Source organism: Pseudomonas sp. S34 (assembly GCF_009866745.1).
GTDB classification, from domain to species: Bacteria; Pseudomonadota; Gammaproteobacteria; order Pseudomonadales; family Pseudomonadaceae; genus Aquipseudomonas; species Aquipseudomonas jessenii.
This window is the reverse complement of sequence record NZ_CP019398.1, coordinates 4,225,861-4,242,789: the sequence shown is the minus strand read 5'-3', so window position 1 is coordinate 4,242,789 and position 16,929 is coordinate 4,225,861. Positions and strand designations below refer to the sequence as shown.

The following is a 16,929-nucleotide window of genomic DNA, read 5'->3' as shown; positions in this document are numbered from 1 at the left end:
TTCGTCCTGACTGGCTGGCACGGATCGGACATGAACGAAACTACCCCACAAGACAAATCGCTGATGGTTTTGCTGGTGCTGGTGAGCGCTGCCTTCATCTGGATCCTGCTGCCGTTTTACGGCGCGGCGTTCTGGGCGGTGATCCTGGGCATCCTCTTTGCGCCACTGCAGGGCCGGCTGCAAGTGAAGTTCGGCTGGCAACGCAACCTCACGTCGCTGTGCACATTGAGCATTTGCCTGGTGATTGCGATTCTGCCGGTGATCGTCATCAGTGCCTTGCTGGTTCAGGAAGGCGCGTCACTCTACAAAAGCGTCGAGAGCGGCGAACTCGACATTGCCGGGTATGTGTCGCAGTTCAAGCACAGCCTGCCGCCGTATTTCCAGCATCTGCTGGATCGCTTCGGCATGGGCGAGTTGAACGGGCTGCACGAGAAAATCGTCAAGAGCACGATGGCCGGCGGGCAGGTGCTGGCCTCTAAGGCGTTCAGTTTCGGCCAGGGCACGTTCGAGTTCATCGTCAGCTTTTTCATCATGCTGTACCTGCTGTTTTTCTTCCTGCGTGACGGTGCGGAACTGGCGCGCAAGGTGCGTGCGGCGGTGCCGTTGCAGGAACAGCAGAAACGCCGTTTGCAGCTCAAGTTCAATCGTGTGGTACGGGCGACGGTGAAAGGCAACCTGTTGGTGGCCGTCACCCAAGGCGCGCTGGGCGGTCTGATTTTCTGGTTTCTGGACGTTCCCAGCGTGTTGCTCTGGGCGGTGTTGATGGCGTTTCTGTCGTTGCTGCCGGCGGTGGGGGCGGGAATAGTCTGGGTGCCGGTGGCGGCGTTTTTCCTGCTCACCGGGGCGATCTGGCAGGGCGTGGTGCTGGTATTGTTCGGGGTCTTGGTGATCGGTCTGGTGGACAACCTGCTCCGGCCATTGCTGGTGGGCAAGGACACCAGGATGCCGGACTACATGATCCTGATCTCGACCCTCGGCGGCCTGGCGATTTTCGGGCTGAACGGTTTTGTCATCGGCCCGTTGATCGCGGCCCTGTTCATGTCGAGCTGGGACATTTTCATCGAAACCAAACCGCGGGTGCAGCTGCCTTAGGCGCTGAACCTGCCGGACTGGCCGCTGCCGATGCGTTGCGACAGCTCACGGGCAGCGAAGTGAGCGGGCCGCTGATCTGTACGCCGTCCTGCACCAGGTACCAGCAGGCAAGCATGCCCAGCTCTCTGAGCTGTGCGGGGACGGCGCTGCCGATAACGGACATGATCTGAACCTTGGACATGAAAAGTACCTCCATCAATCTGTGGAGTTACTTTAAGGTCCGGGTACCTTGAGGGGTAATCAACGTTTTCGATAGTGGTCATTGATGCCAGAGGGGGTAAACGACCGTTGGTCGGTCAGCTGACCACCTGATCGAGCATATGAACCACTTCCTGCTCGTTGAGCAGGCCCTTGCGCACCAGGCTTTGCGTCAGCAGCGAGAGAAACTTGGCGCTGCGATGACCTTCCAGGTGCTTGAGTTCGGTCAGTGCGTTGTAGACCTTGCTGGAGGTGCACAGACCGACGATGCGGTGCGGGTTTTGCGTTGGCATGTGGTCGTCCTTGTTGTTATGAACCTGTTTTCGACGGACAGCACCGAGCTTGCGGAACTGACATGACAAAAATATGACCGTTTTGTGCCGCGGGGCAGAAATCGGGTCAAGTCCATCTTGCCTGTTTCTGCCACGGACACTGTCCCGATAGCGACCTTGGCGAGATTTATCCAGACCTTGACCGACAATTGGATATAAAAAAGCCCCACTGTTTCAGCGGGGCCGGTTGAGTCTGTTACCAGCGACCGTAATGTCGGCCGTAGTAGCCGCGTGGCGGGCCGTAGTAACCACGGGGTGGTCCGTAGTAAACCGGGGCCGGACGGTAGTAGATCGGTTGTTGCACGTAGACCGGGGCCGGTTGGTAGTAAACCGGAGGCGGTGGTGCGTAATAAACCGGCGCGGGCTGGTAGTAGACCGGTTGCGGCGCGACATAGACCGGGCGGTTGGCGTTGATCAGAGCCGAGCCGACGATGGCAGTACCGACGATCGCTCCAAATACCGCCGCGTCATTACCATGCCCGGCTTGCGCCTGACCTGCGATAGCGAGGGCGCCGATCAGCAAGGCTACTGTGGGGACTTTACGGATCATGATAGTACCTCGGTTCTTCAACCCGGCGCTTGTGTCTGCAATAGACCCAAGGATTGTCGCGGGGATACTTCTAAGACAGCGTTTTTCTGAAAAACAGCACGGCCGCGAGGTAAATTTTGTGTAAGGTCTGTACCGACTTTCTTACCGACCCGTGTAGGCCCGTGCGAACACGCTTACATGATCGATCAGAACCCGATGGAGGGCTAATCCCGTCCATCCGAAAAGTGCATTTGAAGGAGCTTGCCCATGCAGATGAACCCCAACAAAGACACCCAGTTGTGCATGTCCCTTTCAGGGCGCCCGGGGAACTTTGGCCTGCGTTTTCACAATCATCTGTATGAACAACTGGACTTGAATTTTTACTACAAGGCCTTTGCCAGCCAGGACCTGACGGGTGCTGTTGCCGGCATTCGCGCCCTGCGGATTCGTGGTTGTGGCGTGTCGATGCCGTTCAAGGAAGCCTGCATTGCCCTGGTGGATGAACTCGACGCATCTGCCGCCGCCATTCAATCGATCAACACCATCGTCAACACCGACGGGCATCTCAAGGCCTACAACACCGACTACATCGCCGTTGCCCAGTTGCTGGAAAAACACCAGGTGCCCAAGGACTCGACCTTTGCCTTGCGCGGCAGCGGCGGCATGGCCAAGGCCGTGGCGAGTGCCTTGCGCGATGGCGGCTATGAAAACGGCCTGATCGTGGCCCGCAACGAGCGCGCCGGGCAGGCGCTGGCGCAGTCTTTGGGGTATGAGTGGCAGGCCGAACTGGGGAGTCGTCGCCCGCAGATGCTGGTCAACGTCACCCCGATCGGCATGACGGGAGGACCGGAGGCCGATCAACTGGCCTTTGAGCCTGATGTGATCGAAAAAGCGGAAACTGTCTTCGATGTGGTGGCGATACCCTCGGAAACACCGCTGATCGTGCGTGCCCGTGCCGAAGGCAAACGGGTCATCACCGGGCTGGAAGTGATCGCGATCCAGGCACTGGAGCAATTTGTGCTCTATACCGGTGTACGGCCGACGGACGAGCAATTCCAGAAGGCCGTGGCGTTTGCCCGCAGCTAGGAGGTGTCCATGCATCCCCCCATTCTCAATCTGGATTCGGTCGAACTTGAGCCGCTACCCGAAGCGTTTGCGCCGACCGGTGAAACCGCCGGTCGCTATCAACAGCGCCTGGCCCTTGTCGGTCAGCAACTGGGGGCGCAAAAACTGGGTTATCGCCTGTATGTGCTGGAGCCAGGCATGCGCGGCAGTCCGTTTCACAGTCATCGGGTCAATGAGGAAATGTTCTACGTCGTGGCCGGGGAAGGGCAGGTTCGCCTGGGATCCGAACGGTTTTCAATCCGTGCCGGTGATGTGATCGCCTGTCCACCGGGTGGGCCTGAAAAGGCGCACCAGATCATCAATACCAGTAACGGCGAGTTGCGGTACCTGGCCGTCAGCACCCAGCAATCACCGGAAATCTGTGAATACCCGGATTCCGGTAAATACGCCGTGATGGATGACTTCAGGGTGGATGCCGAGGGTAATGCGTCAGGCTTTGTTGCGGTGGCCCGGCAGGCGGACGGGGTGGATTACTGGGACGGCGAGTAACCACGGGCACCGTCAAACCACTGTAGGAGCGAGCCTGCTCGCGATGGACGTCAACGATAACGCGTGCTGTCTGAATGAGCGCGTCGTCTGGACGTTTTTCGCGAGCAGGCTCGCTCCTACAGGTGTTGTGTCAATCACACATGCCCGTCGGTCCACGATCCATTGTGGGAGCGAGCTTGCTCGCGATAGCGTCGGCCCATTCGGCATTGATGCACCTGACAGTCCACCATCGCGAGCAGGCTGAACCGGTCAAGTAATCCCGGACACCGGTTACGGTGCTTATGCCGCCTTTTGCTCCATGGCTATTGGCGACAGATAGTTGTTGTAGCTGTGGAGCCTCGTGCGGTTGTAGTACATGAAGAAGCGCACCATATCGGTTTTTGCTTCCTCGATCTTGCTGTAGCCACTACGAGGCACCCATTCTGATTTCAGCGTGCCAAAAAATCGCTCTGTTGGAGCGTTGTCCCAACACTGCCCGCGATGACTCATGCTTTGCAATATGTCTCGACGCTTCAGTTCTTCCTGAAACTTGCGGCTGGTGTACTGACAGCCCTGATCCGAATGGAACATCAGTCCCGGAGGACACATTCGAACCTCTATTGCCATGCGTAGCGCCTTGCTGACCAAGTTGGCGTCATTGACCAGCGAAAACGCCCAGCCAATGACGCGGCGAGCAAACAAATCGATCACGATGGCCAGATGAACCCAGCGCTCACCCACCATCAAGCTGGTCACGTCGCCACACCAGACCTGATCGACTGCAGCCGGCTTAAAATTGCGTTTGAGCCGATTGGGCACGACAAATGCTTCAACACCTTTGGATCTGAATGGGTGAGGCTGGCGTTGTTTACTGACAATGTTGGCCTCCCTCATTAGCGTTCTGACAAGGCCTCTTCCGATCGCGATGTTTTGGGACTTCAGGTTCTTGCTGATCATTCTGGAACCCATGGCTTCCCGGCTTTCGCTGTGCAGTTCAACCACTTTCAGCTTGAGTTCTTCGCGTCTGATCCGCGGTTTGGCTCGCCGCTGAAGCCACTCATAAAAGCTGCTGCGCTTCACATCGAAAACACGACACACAATGGCAGTCGGGAACGACTCTCTTAGTTCCGCAATCATCGAAAACGATCGGGATCCGACATCAAGAGAGCGGTAGCCTTTTTTAAGATCTCGGCTTCCATTTCCATGCGCTTGATCTTGGCCTTCAGTTCCTGGATCTGGCGTTGATCTTCGGTAATCGCCTTAGTGCCTTTAACTGGCTGCCCCTCGCGCTCCTTGCGAACCTGATCGACCCAGCGCCGTAAAGCGGTGGGCCCGATATCCAGCGATGCACAAACGTCTGGAACCGGGCAGTTATCATCAAGCACCATGCTGGCAGCATGCAGCTTGAACTCGCGGGTATAGACCTTTCTTTCGTTCATGGAACCTCCAAGTTGGCGAAATCATATCGCCCTTAAGAGGTGTCCGGAATTATTAGGCCAGTTCAGGCTCGCTCCTACAGGTGTTGTGTCAATCACACATGCCCGTCGGTCCACGATCCATTGTGGGAGCGAGCTTGCTCGCGATAGCGTCGGCCCATTCGGCATTGATGCGCCTGACAGTCCGCCATCGCGAGCAGGCTCGCTCCTACAGGTTTTGTGTCAGGCAAACATCCAGGTTATTCGAGCCGGGCCAGTCTTTCTTCCAGCGCCGCAATTCGCGCTTCCAGTTCTTCGATCCGTTCAACCGAAACCCCGCTGCCGCCACGCTCGGCCGGGTTTTGCCGTGCCGCCATGATCGCTTCGATATCCGCCGGGTCGCCCAGGGCGTGGGTGTAACGGTCTTCGCGCTGGCCGGCCTGACGCGGAATCAGCACGGCCAGACCCCGGGCAATCAGGCGTTCGAGTTGATGCACCACCTGTTCGGTGTCTTCGAATTCATGCATGCGGCCGCTGCGGGTTAGCAGTTCATTGACGGTCTGCGGGCCGCGCAGAAACATCAGCCCGGTCAGGATGACCTGCGCCGGTACCAGTTCCAGGGCCTTGTCGACCTTGTGTTCCCAGCGGTCGGCGCGGCTGCCCATCACCAGTCTGGCGAAGCCGCGTCCTTCGAGGGCGCGCAGGCTCTGACCGACCTGGCCCGGCGTCAGGTTCATCACTGGCTCGCGGCTGGTTTTCTGGTTGCAGGCAATCACCAGGGCATTGAGGGTCAGGGGATAGGTTTCCGGGCTGGTGGCCTGTTTCTCGATCAACGAACCCAGAATGCGGATTTCCGTGCTGCTGAGCCGTGGCTCGTCGAAAGTCGTCTCTTGCTCAGTGCTCATGGTTCTGCATCCTTAGCCGATTCATGTTTTTCACTTGCGTAGGTGCACTTTGACATCGCCCGTTCGGACTAGGCAAGGCTAACGATTCTGTCGCGTCCGGGCGGCGCCAAACTTCATGCTCAAAGGGGTGTTGCGCCACGCGCGCCCCGCCAAACGAGCAGAAGGCGCCGCGATGGAGTTTGCATTCAGCGACGAACAGGAAATGATCCGCGCATCGGCCGAGGGTTTCCTCACCGATGTCTCGGATTCTGCCGCGGTGCGCGCGGCAATGGTCAGCGAACGGGGTTTCGACGAAGCCCTCTGGCAGCGTCTGTGCCAGGAAATGTACTGGCCGGCCATTCATATCCCCGAAACCTATGGGGGCCTGGGCCTCGGCTTTGTCGAGCTGACGATCCTGCTGGAACAGATGGGCCGGCGTTTGCTGTGCTCGCCATTTTTCGCCACCGCCTGCATGGCCACCCCTGCGCTGTTGCTGGCGGCCAATGATCAACAGAAGCAGCGCTGGTTGCCGTCGATTGCCGATGGCAGCGTGACCGCGACCCTGGCGTTCAGCAGTGCCAACGGCTGGTCCGCCGACGATGTCCAGGCAACGGTGGTGGCTGAGGGCGAGGGGTTCGTCCTAGAGGGCACCCTCAAGCATGTGCTCGATGGTCATGGCGCTGACCTGTTGATCATTGCCGCACGGCAACCCGGAACCACTGGCGAAAAGGGCATCAGCCTGTTTGCCGTGAACGCCGTATGCGCAGGTATCGAACGGCAAATGCTGCCGACCATGGACCAGACCCGGCGCCAGGCGCGGATCCAGCTCAAGGGCCTGTACCTTGAAGCCGACTGCCTGCTGGGCGAGTTCGGGAACGGCTGGTCGCACCTTGAGCGAGTCCTGCAACTGGCCTGCATCGGCCTGGCTGCCGAGCAGACCGGCGGCGCGCAGCAGGTGCTCGACCTCAGCGTGGCCTACATGCAGGAGCGCCAGCAGTTCGGTCGCCCGATTGCCAGTTTCCAGGCCCTCAAACACCGCGCCGCCGACATGATGCTGCAAGTCGAATGCGCCCGTTCGGCCAGTTATTACGCCGCGTGCGTGGCCCAGGAAGTCCTCGATCCCCAGGGTGATCCGCAGGTCGCGGCCGAACTGCCGCTGGCGGCGGCGCTGGCCAAGGCGCAGTGCTCCGAGACCTACTTCTCCTGCGCGTCCGAATCGATCCAGCTACACGGCGGCGTCGGTTTCACCTGGGAATACGACCCGCACCTCTACTTCAAGCGCGCCCGCGCCAGCGAGAGTTTCCTCGGGCTACCGGCCTGGCATCGCGAGCGCATTGCTTCGGTGATTCTGGGAGAGCAGCCATGAAAATCAGTTTCAGCGAGCAGGACGAACGCTTCCGTCGGGAAGTCGCCGACTGGATGAGCGCCAACCTCTGCGGCGAATTCGAAGCCCTGCGTTTTCGCGGTGGTCCGGGCGATGAGCATATGTTTCCCGAAGAGCGCAAAGCCTGGGAGCGCAAGCTTGCCGAAGGCGGCTGGACCTGCGTCGGCTGGGCGCCGGAGCATGGCGGGCGCGGCCTGTCGATCACCCAGCAGGTGATCTTCAACGAAGAGTACGCCCGCGCCGGCGGCCCCGGCCGCATGGGGCATATCGGCGAAGGCCTGGCCGGGCCGACCATCGCCGCATTCGGCACGGTCGAACAGCAACAGCGTTTTTTGCCGGGGATCGTCAGCGGTACGTCGTTCTGGTGCCAGGGCTATTCAGAGCCGGGCGCCGGTTCCGACCTGGCCAACGTCAAGACCCGCGCAACGCTGGATGAAGCCAGCGGCAGTTGGATCATCAATGGCCAGAAAGTCTGGACCTCCCTGGCCCACGAATCGGACTGGTGCTTTGTCATCGCCCGCACCGAGCCGGGTAGCGTCGGCCATCGTGGTCTGTCGTTCCTGCTGGTGCCCATGGCCCAGACAGAAATAACCGTACGACCCATCGAGCAACTCACCGGCACCTCGGAATTCAACGAAGTGTTCTTCGACGATGCCCGCACCGACGCCACCAATATCATTGGCGCACCGGGCGAAGGCTGGAAGATCGCCATGGCGCTGCTGGGCTTCGAGCGGGGTGTGTCGACCCTCGGCCAGCAGATGCAGTTCCAGAACGAACTCAACGAAATCATCGCCATCGCCAAGTCCAATGGCGCCGACCGCGATCCGATCCTGCGTCAGCGCCTGGCCGAAGCCTGGAGCGGGTTGCGGATCATGCGTTACAACTCGCTGCGCATGCTCTCGGGTAGCCAGGACGGTTCGCTGCGCAAAGAGGCGACCATCTACAAGCTGTTCTGGTCGACGTGGCACGCCAGCCTCGGCAAGTTGGCGATGGACGTCCTCGGCGCCGAGGCGGAATTGCTCGAAGCCGCGCCTTACCGGTTGACCCGTTTGCAGTCGCTGTACCTGTTCAGCCGCGCCGACACCCTGTACGGCGGCAGCAACGAAATCCAGCGCAACATCATCGCCGAGCGTGCCTTGGGCATGCCCAAAGAGCCGCGTCCGCGCGCCTGAAAGGAGAGAGTTCATGTCTGTACCTCAATATGTTGAAGGTCGCGGCCTGCTGCGCGGCAAGTCGGTGCTGATCACCGCCGCCGCAGGCGCCGGGATCGGTTTTTCCGCCGCCGTGCGTGCCGCCGAAGAAGGCTGTCGTGCGCTGATGATCAGCGATATCCATGAAGGCCGGTTGGCCGAAGCGGTGCTGAAAATCCGCGAAACCACCGGGCTGCAACACGTGTTCGGCCAGGTCTGCAACGTTGCCGACGAAGCCCAGGTACAGCAGCTGATCGTCTGCGCCGAGCGTGACCTGCAAGGCGTCGATGTGTTGATCAACAATGCCGGGCTTGGCGGCTCGCGGTTGCTGGTGGACATGGCCGATGAAGAGTGGCATCGGGTCATCGACGTGACGCTCACCGGCACCATGCGCATGACCCGCGCCATGCTGCCGAAAATGATGGAGCGCCGTGCCGGAGTGATCGTCAACAACGCCTCGGTGCTGGGCTGGCGCGCGCAGAAAGAACAGGCGCACTACGCCGCCGCCAAGGCTGGCGTGATGGCGCTGACCCGCTGCGCAGCGGTCGAGGCGGCTGACTACGGCATCCGTATCAACGCGGTCAGCCCGAGCATTGCCCTGCACGATTTCCTGCGCAAATCCGCGCCCCAGGCAGTGCTAGATCAACTGGCCGCCAACGAAGCGTTCGGCCGCGCCGCCGAAGTCTGGGAGGTGGCCAACGTGATGATGTTCCTGGCCAGCGACTACAGCTCCTACATGACCGGCGAAGTGTTGTCGGTGTCCAGCCAGAGGGCGTGACCATGCCACGTATTTTCGACACGCCGATGGCCTTGTTCGACGCCGTGGGCGAATCACTCGGCGCCAGCGACTGGCTGTTGCTGGAACAGGATCGCATCGACCGCTTCGCCGACGCCACCGGCGATCACCAGTGGATTCACGTCGATCCGCGCAAGGCTGCCAGCGGCCCTTTTGGCGCCTGCATTGCCCATGGCTACCTGAGCCTGTCGCTGGTCAATCTGTTCTTGCCGCAGATCGTCGAGGTCCGTGGCCTGGCCATGGGCGTCAATTACGGCTGTGAGCGGGTGCGCTTCCCCTCGGTGGTGCGCGTCGGCTCGCGGGTGCGCGGCAGTGCGCAACTGATCGCGGTCGAGGAAGTGAAGGGCGGCGTACAGGCGACCATCCGCGTCAGCGTCGAAATCGACGGCGAGGAACGCCCTGGCTGCGTGGTCGACACCATCAGTCGTTATTACCCGGCCTGACCTTCAACAGCATTTTCGAGGAATCCAGCATGAAAGAAGCCGTCATCGTTTCCACCGCCCGCACCCCGATCGGTAAAGCCTTTCGCGGGGCGTTCAATGACACCGAAGCGCCGCAACTGGGCGGACATGTGGTGCGCGAAGCCGTGCGCCGTGCCGGTATCGAACCGGGTGAAGTGGACGACGTGATCATCGGCGCCGCCGCGCAGCAGGGTACGCAGTCCTATAACCTGGGGCGCCTGTGTGCGATTGCCGGTGGCTTGCCGGCATCGGTTGCCGGGATGGCCGTCGAGCGCCAGTGCTCGTCGGGCCTGATGAGTATCGCCATGGCCGCCAAGGGCATCATGTGCGACGAAATCGACATCGCCGTGGCCGGTGGCCTGGAGTCGATTTCCCTGGTGCAGAACAAGCACAAGAACCTGTATCGCAATCAGTCGGGTTCGGTGATCGAGCTGGACCCGCACGCCTACATCCCGATGATCGAAACCGCCGAGATCGTCTCCGCGCGCTACGGCATCTCCCGCGACGAGCAGGACGAATACAGCTACCAGAGCCAGTTGCGTACCGCACAGGCTCAGAGCGCCGGACGCTTCGACCGGGAGCTCGCACCGCTGACCAGCCGCAAGGCACTGTTCGACAAGGCCACCGGCGAAACCAGTTATGAAACCGTCACCTTGCTGCGCGATGAGTGCAACCGCATCGACACCACTCTCCAGAGCCTGAAGGCGCTGGAGCCAGTGTGGCCGGGCGGTCAGTGGAGCGACAAGGGTCGTTTCATCACCGCCGGCAACGCCTCCCAGCTCTCCGACGGCGCATCGGCTTCGGTACTGATGAGCGCAAAAATGGCCGAGAAACGTGGCCTGGAACCGCTGGGGATCTATCGCGGCATGGCCGTCGCCGGCTGCAATTCCGACGAGATGGGCATCGGCCCGATCTACGCGATTCCGAAATTGCTCAAGCGTCATGGCCTGACCATGGACCACATCGGCCTGTGGGAGTTGAACGAAGCGTTCGCCTGCCAGGTGCTGTATTGCCGTGACACCCTGGGCATTCCGGCCGAGCGCCTGAACGTCAATGGCGGGGCGATCTCCATCGGCCATCCGTTCGGCATGTCCGGGGCGCGGATGGTTGGCCACGCGTTGGTCGAAGGCCAGCGTCGCGGCTTGCGTTACGTGGTGGTGAGTATGTGCATCGGTGGCGGCATGGGCGCTGCTGCTCTATTCGAGGTGGTCTGAATGATCAGCGCACAACATATCCAGACGACAATGGCGCGTTACGTGGAATTGGTGGATGCCGGCGACATCGACGGCATCCTCGCGCTCTATGCCAAAGACGCCACCGTTGAAGACCCGGTCGGCCAGGCGCCGTTGCAGGGCATCGACGCCATCGCGCGTTTTTACCGTGAAGGACTGGGGGCGATGAAAGTCTCCGCAACCCGGACCGGCCCGGTTCGCGCGACCCTCAACGGTTGCGGCGCGATGCCGTTCCGGGTCGACATGGACTGGGGCGGGCAACCGTGCTCGCTGCATGTGATCGACGTGATGGAATTCGATACCGACGGCAAGGTCCGCTCGATGAAAGCCTACTGGAGTGAAGTTAACGTAATCGCGCGAGGTGCCGCATGAACCTGGAGCAGCGGATCGCCCGCCTGGAAGCGCTGGAGGATATTCGCCAGCTCAAGCATCGCTACCTCAACGCCTGCGATCTCAAGCAAGTCGAGGTGATTGCCGACTGCTTCGCCGAAGGTGAAGTGCTGATCGATTACGGCCCGCTGGGGATCTTTCGTGAGCGCAACAGTTTTGTCGCGCTGTACCGCGAACTGGCCTGCCATGAGCGGGTGATCGACCTGCATCACGGCGCCAACCCGGAAATCGAGGTGCTAAGCGAAGATGAAGCCCAGGGCCGTTGGGCCCTGTGGTATTTCAACCTGGATGGTGAGAGCGGGGCGACGCGGCAGTTGGGTGGGTTCTATCAGGACCGTTATCAGCGTATCGCCGGCCAATGGAAGATCGTCGCCACCCGCTTTACCGCTCACTCGGAAGTGGCGCGTTCCTGAAAGTTGCTCACTCCAGAGGTGGCTCCTGTAGGAGCGAGCTTGCTTGCGATGACGGCATGTCAGGCAACATCAATGTTGAATGTGCCGACCTCATCGCGAGCAAGCTCGCTCCCACAGTTTTTGTGGTGACGCCGGCATTGCGAGTACACCCCAATCCCCTGTGGGAGCGAGCTTGAACCGGTCAAGTAATCCCGGACACCGGTTACGGTGCTTATGCCGCCTTTTGCTCCATGGCTATTGGCGACAGATAGTTGTTGTAGCTGTGGAGCCTCGTGCGGTTGTAGTACATGAAGAAGCGCACCATATCGGTTTTTGCTTCCTCGATCTTGCTGTAGCCACTACGAGGCACCCATTCTGATTTCAGCGTGCCAAAAAATCGCTCTGTTGGAGCGTTGTCCCAACACTGCCCGCGATGACTCATGCTTTGCAATATGTCTCGACGCTTCAGTTCTTCCTGAAACTTGCGGCTGGTGTACTGACAGCCCTGATCCGAATGGAACATCAGTCCCGGAGGACACATTCGAACCTCTATTGCCATGCGTAGCGCCTTGCTGACCAAGTTGGCGTCATTGACCAGCGAAAACGCCCAGCCAATGACGCGGCGAGCAAACAAATCGATCACGATGGCCAGATGAACCCAGCGCTCACCCACCATCAAGCTGGTCACGTCGCCACACCAGACCTGATCGACTGCAGCCGGCTTAAAATTGCGTTTGAGCCGATTGGGCACGACAAATGCTTCAACACCTTTGGATCTGAATGGGTGAGGCTGGCGTTGTTTACTGACAATGTTGGCCTCCCTCATTAGCGTTCTGACAAGGCCTCTTCCGATCGCGATGTTTTGGGACTTCAGGTTCTTGCTGATCATTCTGGAACCCATGGCTTCCCGGCTTTCGCTGTGCAGTTCAACCACTTTCAGCTTGAGTTCTTCGCGTCTGATCCGCGGTTTGGCTCGCCGCTGAAGCCACTCATAAAAGCTGCTGCGCTTCACATCGAAAACACGACACACAATGGCAGTCGGGAACGACTCTCTTAGTTCCGCAATCATCGAAAACGATCGGGATCCGACATCAAGAGAGCGGTAGCCTTTTTTAAGATCTCGGCTTCCATTTCCATGCGCTTGATCTTGGCCTTCAGTTCCTGGATCTGGCGTTGATCTTCGGTAATCGCCTTAGTGCCTTTAACTGGCTGCCCCTCGCGCTCCTTGCGAACCTGATCGACCCAGCGCCGTAAAGCGGTGGGCCCGATATCCAGCGATGCACAAACGTCTGGAACCGGGCAGTTATCATCAAGCACCATGCTGGCAGCATGCAGCTTGAACTCGCGGGTATAGACCTTTCTTTCGTTCATGGAACCTCCAAGTTGGCGAAATCATATCGCCCTTAAGAGGTGTCCGGAATTATTAGGCCAGTTCAGCTTGCTCGCGATGGCGGCATGTCAGGCAACATTAATGTTGGATGTGCCGACCTCATCGCGAGCAAGCTCGCTCCCACAGTGTTTGTGGTGACGCCGGCATTGCGAGTTCACCTCAATCCCCTGTGGGAGCGAGCTTGAACGCGATGGCGGCATGTCAGGCAACATCAATGTTGAATGTGCCGACCTCATCGCGAGCAAGCTCGCTCCCACAATTTTTGTGGTGACACCGGCATTGCGAGCCCCCCAATCCCCTGTGGGAGCGGGCTTGCTCGCGATGGCGGCATGTCAGGCAACATTAATGTTGGATGTGCCGACCTCATCGCGAGCAAGCTCGCTCCCACAGTTTTTGTGGTGACGCCGGCATTGCGAGTACACCCCAATCCCCTGTGGGAGCGAGCTTGCTCGCGATGGCGGTGTATCAGGCAGCATTGATATTGGATGTGCTGACAGCCATATCCGGATTCTGCGTTCGGCCGGTTTCGTAGTAGGCCTTGAGGTTCTCGGCAATCTGCCGAACGACCTTGTTGAAGGCCTTGGCCAGCAACCCTTCAATCAGCTTGCCACCGCGCAGGCTGTAACTCATTTGCAGAGTGATGCGGGTCGCGTTGCCTTCGGCTTGCAAGGCATAACTGAAACTCGCCTGGCGAAACGGAAAGGGCGAGTCATTGCCGCCCTTGTGCAACCGCAGCACGAACCCCGTGCCTTCCTGCCACTGCACCACGCTTTCATCCAGATACTGACCGCCCTTGCGCAACACCCGGCGACTGGCGCCGATACCTTCCGTTGCGCCTGGATGAAACTGGCAACCGGTCAGGCCTGGTACATAGTGCGGGGCAAGGCTCAGGTCGCGCAGTTTGGTCCAGGCGGCTTGTCGCGTGAGGTTCAGCACAACGCTGTGGCTGGCTACGGGCATGTCGAAAGTCCTCTTATGGATGGGATTGAGCCGCATCGAGAAATGCCGGGCGTTCTCCCGCGCCATGCACCGCGATGTCCGCGCCGCTGACGTAACGGGCCAATGTCGATGCCAAGTACAGGCAGGTATCGCCAATATCCTCCGGGGTCGCCAGGCGTTGCAACGGAATGGTCGCGGCCACCCTGGCAATGCCCGCGTCGTCACCATAATGCATGGCCGCCTGCTCGGTGAGAATCAGCCCGGCGGTCACGGCGTTGACCCGCACCTTGGGCGCCCATTCCACCGCCAGCGAGGTCGTCAGGTTGAGCAAGCCGGCCTTGGCCGCGCCATAAGCGGCGGTGCCGGGGGAGGGGCGGGTGGCGCTGACGCTGCAGATGTTGATGATCGCGCCACCGTCGGCCTGGGCCTGCATCACCTGGTTGGCCTGCTGGCACAGGTTCAGTGGCGCAATCAGGTTCAGGCGGATGATTGCCTCGCTGAAGCGCGGCGAAGCCGTGGCGGCGTCGGCATTCGGCGAACCGCCGGCGTTGTTGACCAGCACATCGAGGCGGCCGAAGCGCTCGACGATCTGCGTAATCAAGCGCCCGGACTGCTCGACATCCCGCAGGTCGCAGGCCACGAACACCGCCTCGCGCCCGGCGCTGGCCGGCAAGGTTTGTGGTGCTTCGCGACCGCAAATCACCACCTCGGCGCCACAGTCCAGAAAGCGCTGGCTGATGCCGCGACCCACACCTTTGCCACCTCCGGTGACCAGTACCACTTTGCCGCGAAAGTCCATTGGATCAAGCATGGGGTGTCTCGTTCTGTCGCTCGGGAATGTAACCGATGCTAGGTCTGCAACCCCGGCAGGCCAACGTCCAAAGGGACTAGAGATTGTCTGTAGGAGCGAGCCTGCTCGCGATGGACCTGAGAGCACCGCGGGGTGTCAGGTATCCAGCGTCATCGTTGACGACCATCGCGAGCGAGCTCGCTCCTACACAGTGCAGGTGCGTAGTCCTGTCGGACGATGTTGATTGTCCGGGCCCTCGGAATAATCCGGCTACAACAACAGGCCGGGAGGACACCTTATGGGCGCTTCAGCGCAAGGGCACTTCGTTACGCTGCCGGATGGTTTGCAGCTGCACTACAAAGACACCGGTAACGGCGAGCCGGTGATTTTCATCCATGGCAGCGGACCGGGTGCCAGCGGTCACAGCAACTTCAAGCAGAACTACCCGGTGTTCGCCGAAGCCGGTTACCGGGTGATCGTCCCGGATTTGCCCGGCTACGGCGCTTCAGACAAGCCGGACACCCTCTACACCCTGGACTTTTTTGTCGCCGCCCTCAGCGGTTTGCTCGATGCCCTCGACATCCAGCGTTGCGTGCTGGTCGGCAACTCCCTGGGCGGCGCGATCGCGATCAAACTGGCCCTCGACCAACCGCAACGTATCGGTCGTCTGGTGCTGATGGCGCCCGGTGGCCTGATGGAAAAAGAACAGTATTACCTGCAGATGGAAGGCATCCAGAAAATGGGCGCGGCTTTCGCCAAGGGTGAGCTGAACGATGCGGCGGGCATGCGTCGCCTGCTGGCCTTGCAACTGTTCGACGAAACCCTGATCAGCGACGAAACGGTGAACGAGCGCGTCGCCGTGGTTCAGCAGCAACCGGTGTGCGTGCTGTCGACCATGCAGGTGCCGAACATGACGTCGCGCCTGGCTGAATTGCAGTGCCCGATCCTCGGTTTCTGGGGCATGAACGACAAGTTCTGCCCGTCCTCCGGTGCCCAGACCATGCTTGAACACTGCACCCAAATACGTTTCGTGATGCTCAGCGAGTGCGGGCATTGGGTCCAGGTCGAGCACCGTGACTTTTTCAACCGCCAGTGCCTGGCGTTTTTTCAGGAGGCCCGTGGATGAGCGTGCAATTGCGCCGTGAGTTCGGCGAAGAGCTTTATCAGGCGCTGCTCAGCGGCTCCACCCTGGCGCCGCTGACAGAGCGCTGGCCGTCGATCAGCATCGAAGACGCCTATCACATTTCCCTGTACGCCATTGAGCGTCGGGTGGCTGCCGGTGACCAGATCGTCGGCAAGAAAATCGGCGTGACCTCGGCGGCGGTGCAGCAAATGCTTAACGTGCATCAGCCGGATTTCGGCTTCATCACGCGGCAGATGTCGTTCGATGACGATGCGCAAATTTCCCTGTCCGCCAACAAACTGATACAGCCCCGTGCCGAGGGCGAGATCGCCTTCAAGCTCAAGCATGACCTGGTCGGCCCCGGCATCACCGAAGCCGACGTGCTGGCCGCCACCGAATACGTGATGCCGTGTTTCGAGATCGTCGACTCACGGATTCACGACTGGCGCATCCGCATCCAGGACACGGTCGCTGACAACGCTTCTTGCGGAGTGTTTGTGTTGGGCGACAGCAAGGTGGATCCGCGCGAACTGGACCTGCCGAACTTGCGCATGCGCGTGTTCAAAAACGCAGAGCCCCTGAGTGAAGGCCTGGGTTCGGCGGTGCAGGGCAACCCGTTGACGGCGGTGGCCTGGCTGGCCAATACCCTGGGCGCCTTCGGCATTCCGTTCAAGGCCGGGGAAATCATCCTGTCCGGCTCGCTGGTACCGCTGGAACCGGCCCGTGCCGGCGACCGTTTTGAACTGACCATTGATGGCCTGGGCAGTGCCCGGGTGTCTTTCTGCGCCTGACTTTTGGA

General features: G+C 60.2%; 21 protein-coding genes and 2 pseudogenes. 12 read left to right on the top strand and 11 right to left on the bottom strand.

Going from position 1 to position 16,929, the window contains the following annotated elements; all coding sequences use genetic code 11:
• The first annotated feature begins 30 nt into the window (after positions 1-30).
• A complete protein-coding gene (locus PspS34_RS18900; protein ID WP_150814224.1) occupies positions 31-1,092 on the top strand; it encodes an AI-2E family transporter in 1,062 nt (353 codons plus the stop codon).
• Here the strand turns inward: PspS34_RS18900 and PspS34_RS28700 are convergent.
• The 3 genes and pseudogenes from PspS34_RS28700 to PspS34_RS18885 all read right to left on the bottom strand — a co-directional run bounded on the left by PspS34_RS28700 (position 1,089) and on the right by PspS34_RS18885 (position 2,172).
• Positions 1,089-1,273: pseudogene (locus tag PspS34_RS28700) on the bottom strand (hypothetical protein). The gene PspS34_RS18900 and the pseudogene PspS34_RS28700 sit on opposite strands and share 4 nt — an antisense overlap.
• A 115-nt stretch (positions 1,274-1,388) precedes the next feature.
• Positions 1,389-1,583, bottom strand: coding sequence for a hypothetical protein (locus PspS34_RS18890; RefSeq protein ID WP_008052996.1), 195 nt, complete (start codon positions 1,581-1,583; stop codon positions 1,389-1,391).
• Between the two features lie 235 nt (positions 1,584-1,818).
• Positions 1,819-2,172 (bottom strand): hypothetical protein, encoded by a 354-nt coding sequence (locus PspS34_RS18885; RefSeq protein WP_150814223.1) that lies wholly within the window; start codon positions 2,170-2,172, stop codon positions 1,819-1,821.
• A gap of 246 nt (positions 2,173-2,418) precedes the next feature.
• On the opposite strand from PspS34_RS18885, the gene PspS34_RS18880 reads away from it, so the two are divergent.
• Together PspS34_RS18880 and PspS34_RS18875 are read left to right on the top strand one after the other, a co-directional pair.
• Positions 2,419-3,237, top strand: coding sequence for a shikimate 5-dehydrogenase (locus PspS34_RS18880; protein WP_154861415.1), 819 nt, complete (start codon positions 2,419-2,421; stop codon positions 3,235-3,237).
• A gap of 9 nt (positions 3,238-3,246) precedes the next feature.
• Complete coding sequence (locus tag PspS34_RS18875; protein ID WP_154947337.1) at positions 3,247-3,765, top strand: cupin domain-containing protein; 519 nt, start codon at positions 3,247-3,249, stop codon at positions 3,763-3,765.
• Between the two features lie 279 nt (positions 3,766-4,044).
• On the opposite strand, the gene PspS34_RS18870 is transcribed toward PspS34_RS18875, so the two are convergent.
• The 3 genes from PspS34_RS18870 to PspS34_RS18865 all read right to left on the bottom strand — a co-directional run bounded on the left by PspS34_RS18870 (position 4,045) and on the right by PspS34_RS18865 (position 6,064).
• Positions 4,045-4,881: an IS3 family transposase gene (locus PspS34_RS18870; RefSeq protein WP_223509062.1), complete on the bottom strand. Its 837-nt coding sequence runs from the start codon at positions 4,879-4,881 to the stop codon at positions 4,045-4,047.
• Complete coding sequence (locus tag PspS34_RS28695; protein ID WP_008047186.1) at positions 4,878-5,183, bottom strand: IS3 family transposase; 306 nt, start codon at positions 5,181-5,183, stop codon at positions 4,878-4,880. Before PspS34_RS28695 ends, PspS34_RS18870 begins: the two co-directional genes overlap by 4 nt.
• Positions 5,184-5,419: 236 nt before the next feature.
• Positions 5,420-6,064: a DUF480 domain-containing protein gene (locus PspS34_RS18865; protein WP_057714038.1), complete on the bottom strand. Its 645-nt coding sequence runs from the start codon at positions 6,062-6,064 to the stop codon at positions 5,420-5,422.
• A 172-nt stretch (positions 6,065-6,236) separates the two neighbouring features.
• Between PspS34_RS18865 and PspS34_RS18860 the strand changes: the two genes are divergently transcribed.
• From PspS34_RS18860 to PspS34_RS18830, 7 genes are read left to right on the top strand one after another with little or no spacing between them, the layout of a single operon-like run.
• Positions 6,237-7,409: an acyl-CoA dehydrogenase family protein gene (locus tag PspS34_RS18860; protein WP_154947338.1), complete on the top strand. Its 1,173-nt coding sequence runs from the start codon at positions 6,237-6,239 to the stop codon at positions 7,407-7,409.
• Positions 7,406-8,599 (top strand): acyl-CoA dehydrogenase family protein, encoded by a 1,194-nt coding sequence (locus PspS34_RS18855; RefSeq protein WP_154947339.1) that lies wholly within the window; start codon positions 7,406-7,408, stop codon positions 8,597-8,599. Before PspS34_RS18860 ends, PspS34_RS18855 begins: the two co-directional genes overlap by 4 nt.
• A 13-nt stretch (positions 8,600-8,612) precedes the next feature.
• Positions 8,613-9,395 carry an SDR family oxidoreductase gene (locus PspS34_RS18850; RefSeq protein WP_154861411.1) on the top strand — a complete coding sequence of 261 codons (783 nt, stop codon included), beginning with the start codon at positions 8,613-8,615 and terminating at the stop codon, positions 9,393-9,395.
• A 2-nt stretch (positions 9,396-9,397) separates the two neighbouring features.
• Positions 9,398-9,856, top strand: coding sequence for a MaoC family dehydratase (locus PspS34_RS18845; protein WP_154947340.1), 459 nt, complete (start codon positions 9,398-9,400; stop codon positions 9,854-9,856).
• Positions 9,857-9,885: 29 nt separating this feature from the next.
• The gene (locus tag PspS34_RS18840; protein ID WP_150814216.1) at positions 9,886-11,088 is read left to right on the top strand and encodes an acetyl-CoA C-acyltransferase; all 1,203 of its coding nucleotides are present in this window, start codon (positions 9,886-9,888) and stop codon (positions 11,086-11,088) included.
• Positions 11,089-11,478 carry a steroid Delta-isomerase gene (locus tag PspS34_RS18835; RefSeq protein ID WP_154947341.1) on the top strand — a complete coding sequence of 130 codons (390 nt, stop codon included), beginning with the start codon at positions 11,089-11,091 and terminating at the stop codon, positions 11,476-11,478.
• Positions 11,475-11,909: a nuclear transport factor 2 family protein gene (locus tag PspS34_RS18830; protein WP_154947342.1), complete on the top strand. Its 435-nt coding sequence runs from the start codon at positions 11,475-11,477 to the stop codon at positions 11,907-11,909. Before PspS34_RS18835 ends, PspS34_RS18830 begins: the two co-directional genes overlap by 4 nt.
• A 211-nt stretch (positions 11,910-12,120) precedes the next feature.
• Here PspS34_RS18830 and PspS34_RS18825 read toward each other — a convergent pair whose 3' ends face one another.
• The 5 genes and pseudogenes from PspS34_RS18825 to PspS34_RS28905 all read right to left on the bottom strand — a co-directional run.
• Entirely contained in the window at positions 12,121-12,957 is an 837-nt protein-coding gene (locus PspS34_RS18825; RefSeq protein ID WP_223509062.1) for an IS3 family transposase, read from the bottom strand.
• Positions 12,954-13,259 carry an IS3 family transposase gene (locus PspS34_RS28690; protein ID WP_008047186.1) on the bottom strand — a complete coding sequence of 102 codons (306 nt, stop codon included), beginning with the start codon at positions 13,257-13,259 and terminating at the stop codon, positions 12,954-12,956. Before PspS34_RS28690 ends, PspS34_RS18825 begins: the two co-directional genes overlap by 4 nt.
• A 484-nt stretch (positions 13,260-13,743) precedes the next feature.
• A complete protein-coding gene (locus PspS34_RS18820) occupies positions 13,744-14,238 on the bottom strand; it encodes an SRPBCC family protein (protein WP_150814212.1) in 495 nt (164 codons plus the stop codon).
• A 13-nt stretch (positions 14,239-14,251) separates the two neighbouring features.
• Positions 14,252-15,028, bottom strand: a complete 777-nt coding sequence (locus PspS34_RS18815) for an SDR family oxidoreductase (RefSeq protein WP_090456762.1) — start codon at positions 15,026-15,028, stop codon at positions 14,252-14,254.
• 47 nt (positions 15,029-15,075) lie between these two features.
• A pseudogene (locus PspS34_RS28905) lies at positions 15,076-15,194 on the bottom strand (outer membrane lipoprotein carrier protein LolA); the annotation flags it as partial.
• 111 nt (positions 15,195-15,305) lie between these two features.
• Between PspS34_RS28905 and PspS34_RS18810 the strand changes: the two are divergent.
• Entirely contained in the window at positions 15,306-16,133 is an 828-nt protein-coding gene (locus PspS34_RS18810) for an alpha/beta fold hydrolase (protein WP_150814211.1), read from the top strand.
• Entirely contained in the window at positions 16,130-16,921 is a 792-nt protein-coding gene (locus PspS34_RS18805) for a fumarylacetoacetate hydrolase family protein (RefSeq protein ID WP_057714049.1), read from the top strand. The genes PspS34_RS18810 and PspS34_RS18805 overlap by 4 nt, the downstream gene beginning before the upstream one ends.
• Positions 16,922-16,929 lie beyond the last annotated feature (8 nt).

Excerpts from the sequence above, each read along its gene's own strand:
- PspS34_RS18900 (WP_150814224.1), top strand. The coding sequence starts at position 31 with ATGAACGAAACTACCCCACAAGACAAATCGCTGATGGTTTTGCTGGTG.
- PspS34_RS18890 (WP_008052996.1), bottom strand. The coding sequence starts at position 1,583 with ATGCCAACGCAAAACCCGCACCGCATCGTCGGTCTGTGCACCTCCAGC.
- PspS34_RS18885 (WP_150814223.1), bottom strand. The coding sequence starts at position 2,172 with ATGATCCGTAAAGTCCCCACAGTAGCCTTGCTGATCGGCGCCCTCGCT.
- PspS34_RS18880 (WP_154861415.1), top strand. The coding sequence starts at position 2,419 with ATGCAGATGAACCCCAACAAAGACACCCAGTTGTGCATGTCCCTTTCA.
- PspS34_RS18875 (WP_154947337.1), top strand. The coding sequence starts at position 3,247 with ATGCATCCCCCCATTCTCAATCTGGATTCGGTCGAACTTGAGCCGCTA.
- PspS34_RS18870 (WP_223509062.1), bottom strand. The coding sequence starts at position 4,881 with ATGATTGCGGAACTAAGAGAGTCGTTCCCGACTGCCATTGTGTGTCGT.
- PspS34_RS28695 (WP_008047186.1), bottom strand. The coding sequence starts at position 5,183 with ATGAACGAAAGAAAGGTCTATACCCGCGAGTTCAAGCTGCATGCTGCC.
- PspS34_RS18865 (WP_057714038.1), bottom strand. The coding sequence starts at position 6,064 with ATGAGCACTGAGCAAGAGACGACTTTCGACGAGCCACGGCTCAGCAGC.
- PspS34_RS18860 (WP_154947338.1), top strand. The coding sequence starts at position 6,237 with ATGGAGTTTGCATTCAGCGACGAACAGGAAATGATCCGCGCATCGGCC.
- PspS34_RS18855 (WP_154947339.1), top strand. The coding sequence starts at position 7,406 with ATGAAAATCAGTTTCAGCGAGCAGGACGAACGCTTCCGTCGGGAAGTC.
- PspS34_RS18850 (WP_154861411.1), top strand. The coding sequence starts at position 8,613 with ATGTCTGTACCTCAATATGTTGAAGGTCGCGGCCTGCTGCGCGGCAAG.
- PspS34_RS18845 (WP_154947340.1), top strand. The coding sequence starts at position 9,398 with ATGCCACGTATTTTCGACACGCCGATGGCCTTGTTCGACGCCGTGGGC.
- PspS34_RS18840 (WP_150814216.1), top strand. The coding sequence starts at position 9,886 with ATGAAAGAAGCCGTCATCGTTTCCACCGCCCGCACCCCGATCGGTAAA.
- PspS34_RS18835 (WP_154947341.1), top strand. The coding sequence starts at position 11,089 with ATGATCAGCGCACAACATATCCAGACGACAATGGCGCGTTACGTGGAA.
- PspS34_RS18830 (WP_154947342.1), top strand. The coding sequence starts at position 11,475 with ATGAACCTGGAGCAGCGGATCGCCCGCCTGGAAGCGCTGGAGGATATT.
- PspS34_RS18825 (WP_223509062.1), bottom strand. The coding sequence starts at position 12,957 with ATGATTGCGGAACTAAGAGAGTCGTTCCCGACTGCCATTGTGTGTCGT.
- PspS34_RS28690 (WP_008047186.1), bottom strand. The coding sequence starts at position 13,259 with ATGAACGAAAGAAAGGTCTATACCCGCGAGTTCAAGCTGCATGCTGCC.
- PspS34_RS18820 (WP_150814212.1), bottom strand. The coding sequence starts at position 14,238 with ATGCCCGTAGCCAGCCACAGCGTTGTGCTGAACCTCACGCGACAAGCC.
- PspS34_RS18815 (WP_090456762.1), bottom strand. The coding sequence starts at position 15,028 with ATGCTTGATCCAATGGACTTTCGCGGCAAAGTGGTACTGGTCACCGGA.
- PspS34_RS18810 (WP_150814211.1), top strand. The coding sequence starts at position 15,306 with ATGGGCGCTTCAGCGCAAGGGCACTTCGTTACGCTGCCGGATGGTTTG.
- PspS34_RS18805 (WP_057714049.1), top strand. The coding sequence starts at position 16,130 with ATGAGCGTGCAATTGCGCCGTGAGTTCGGCGAAGAGCTTTATCAGGCG.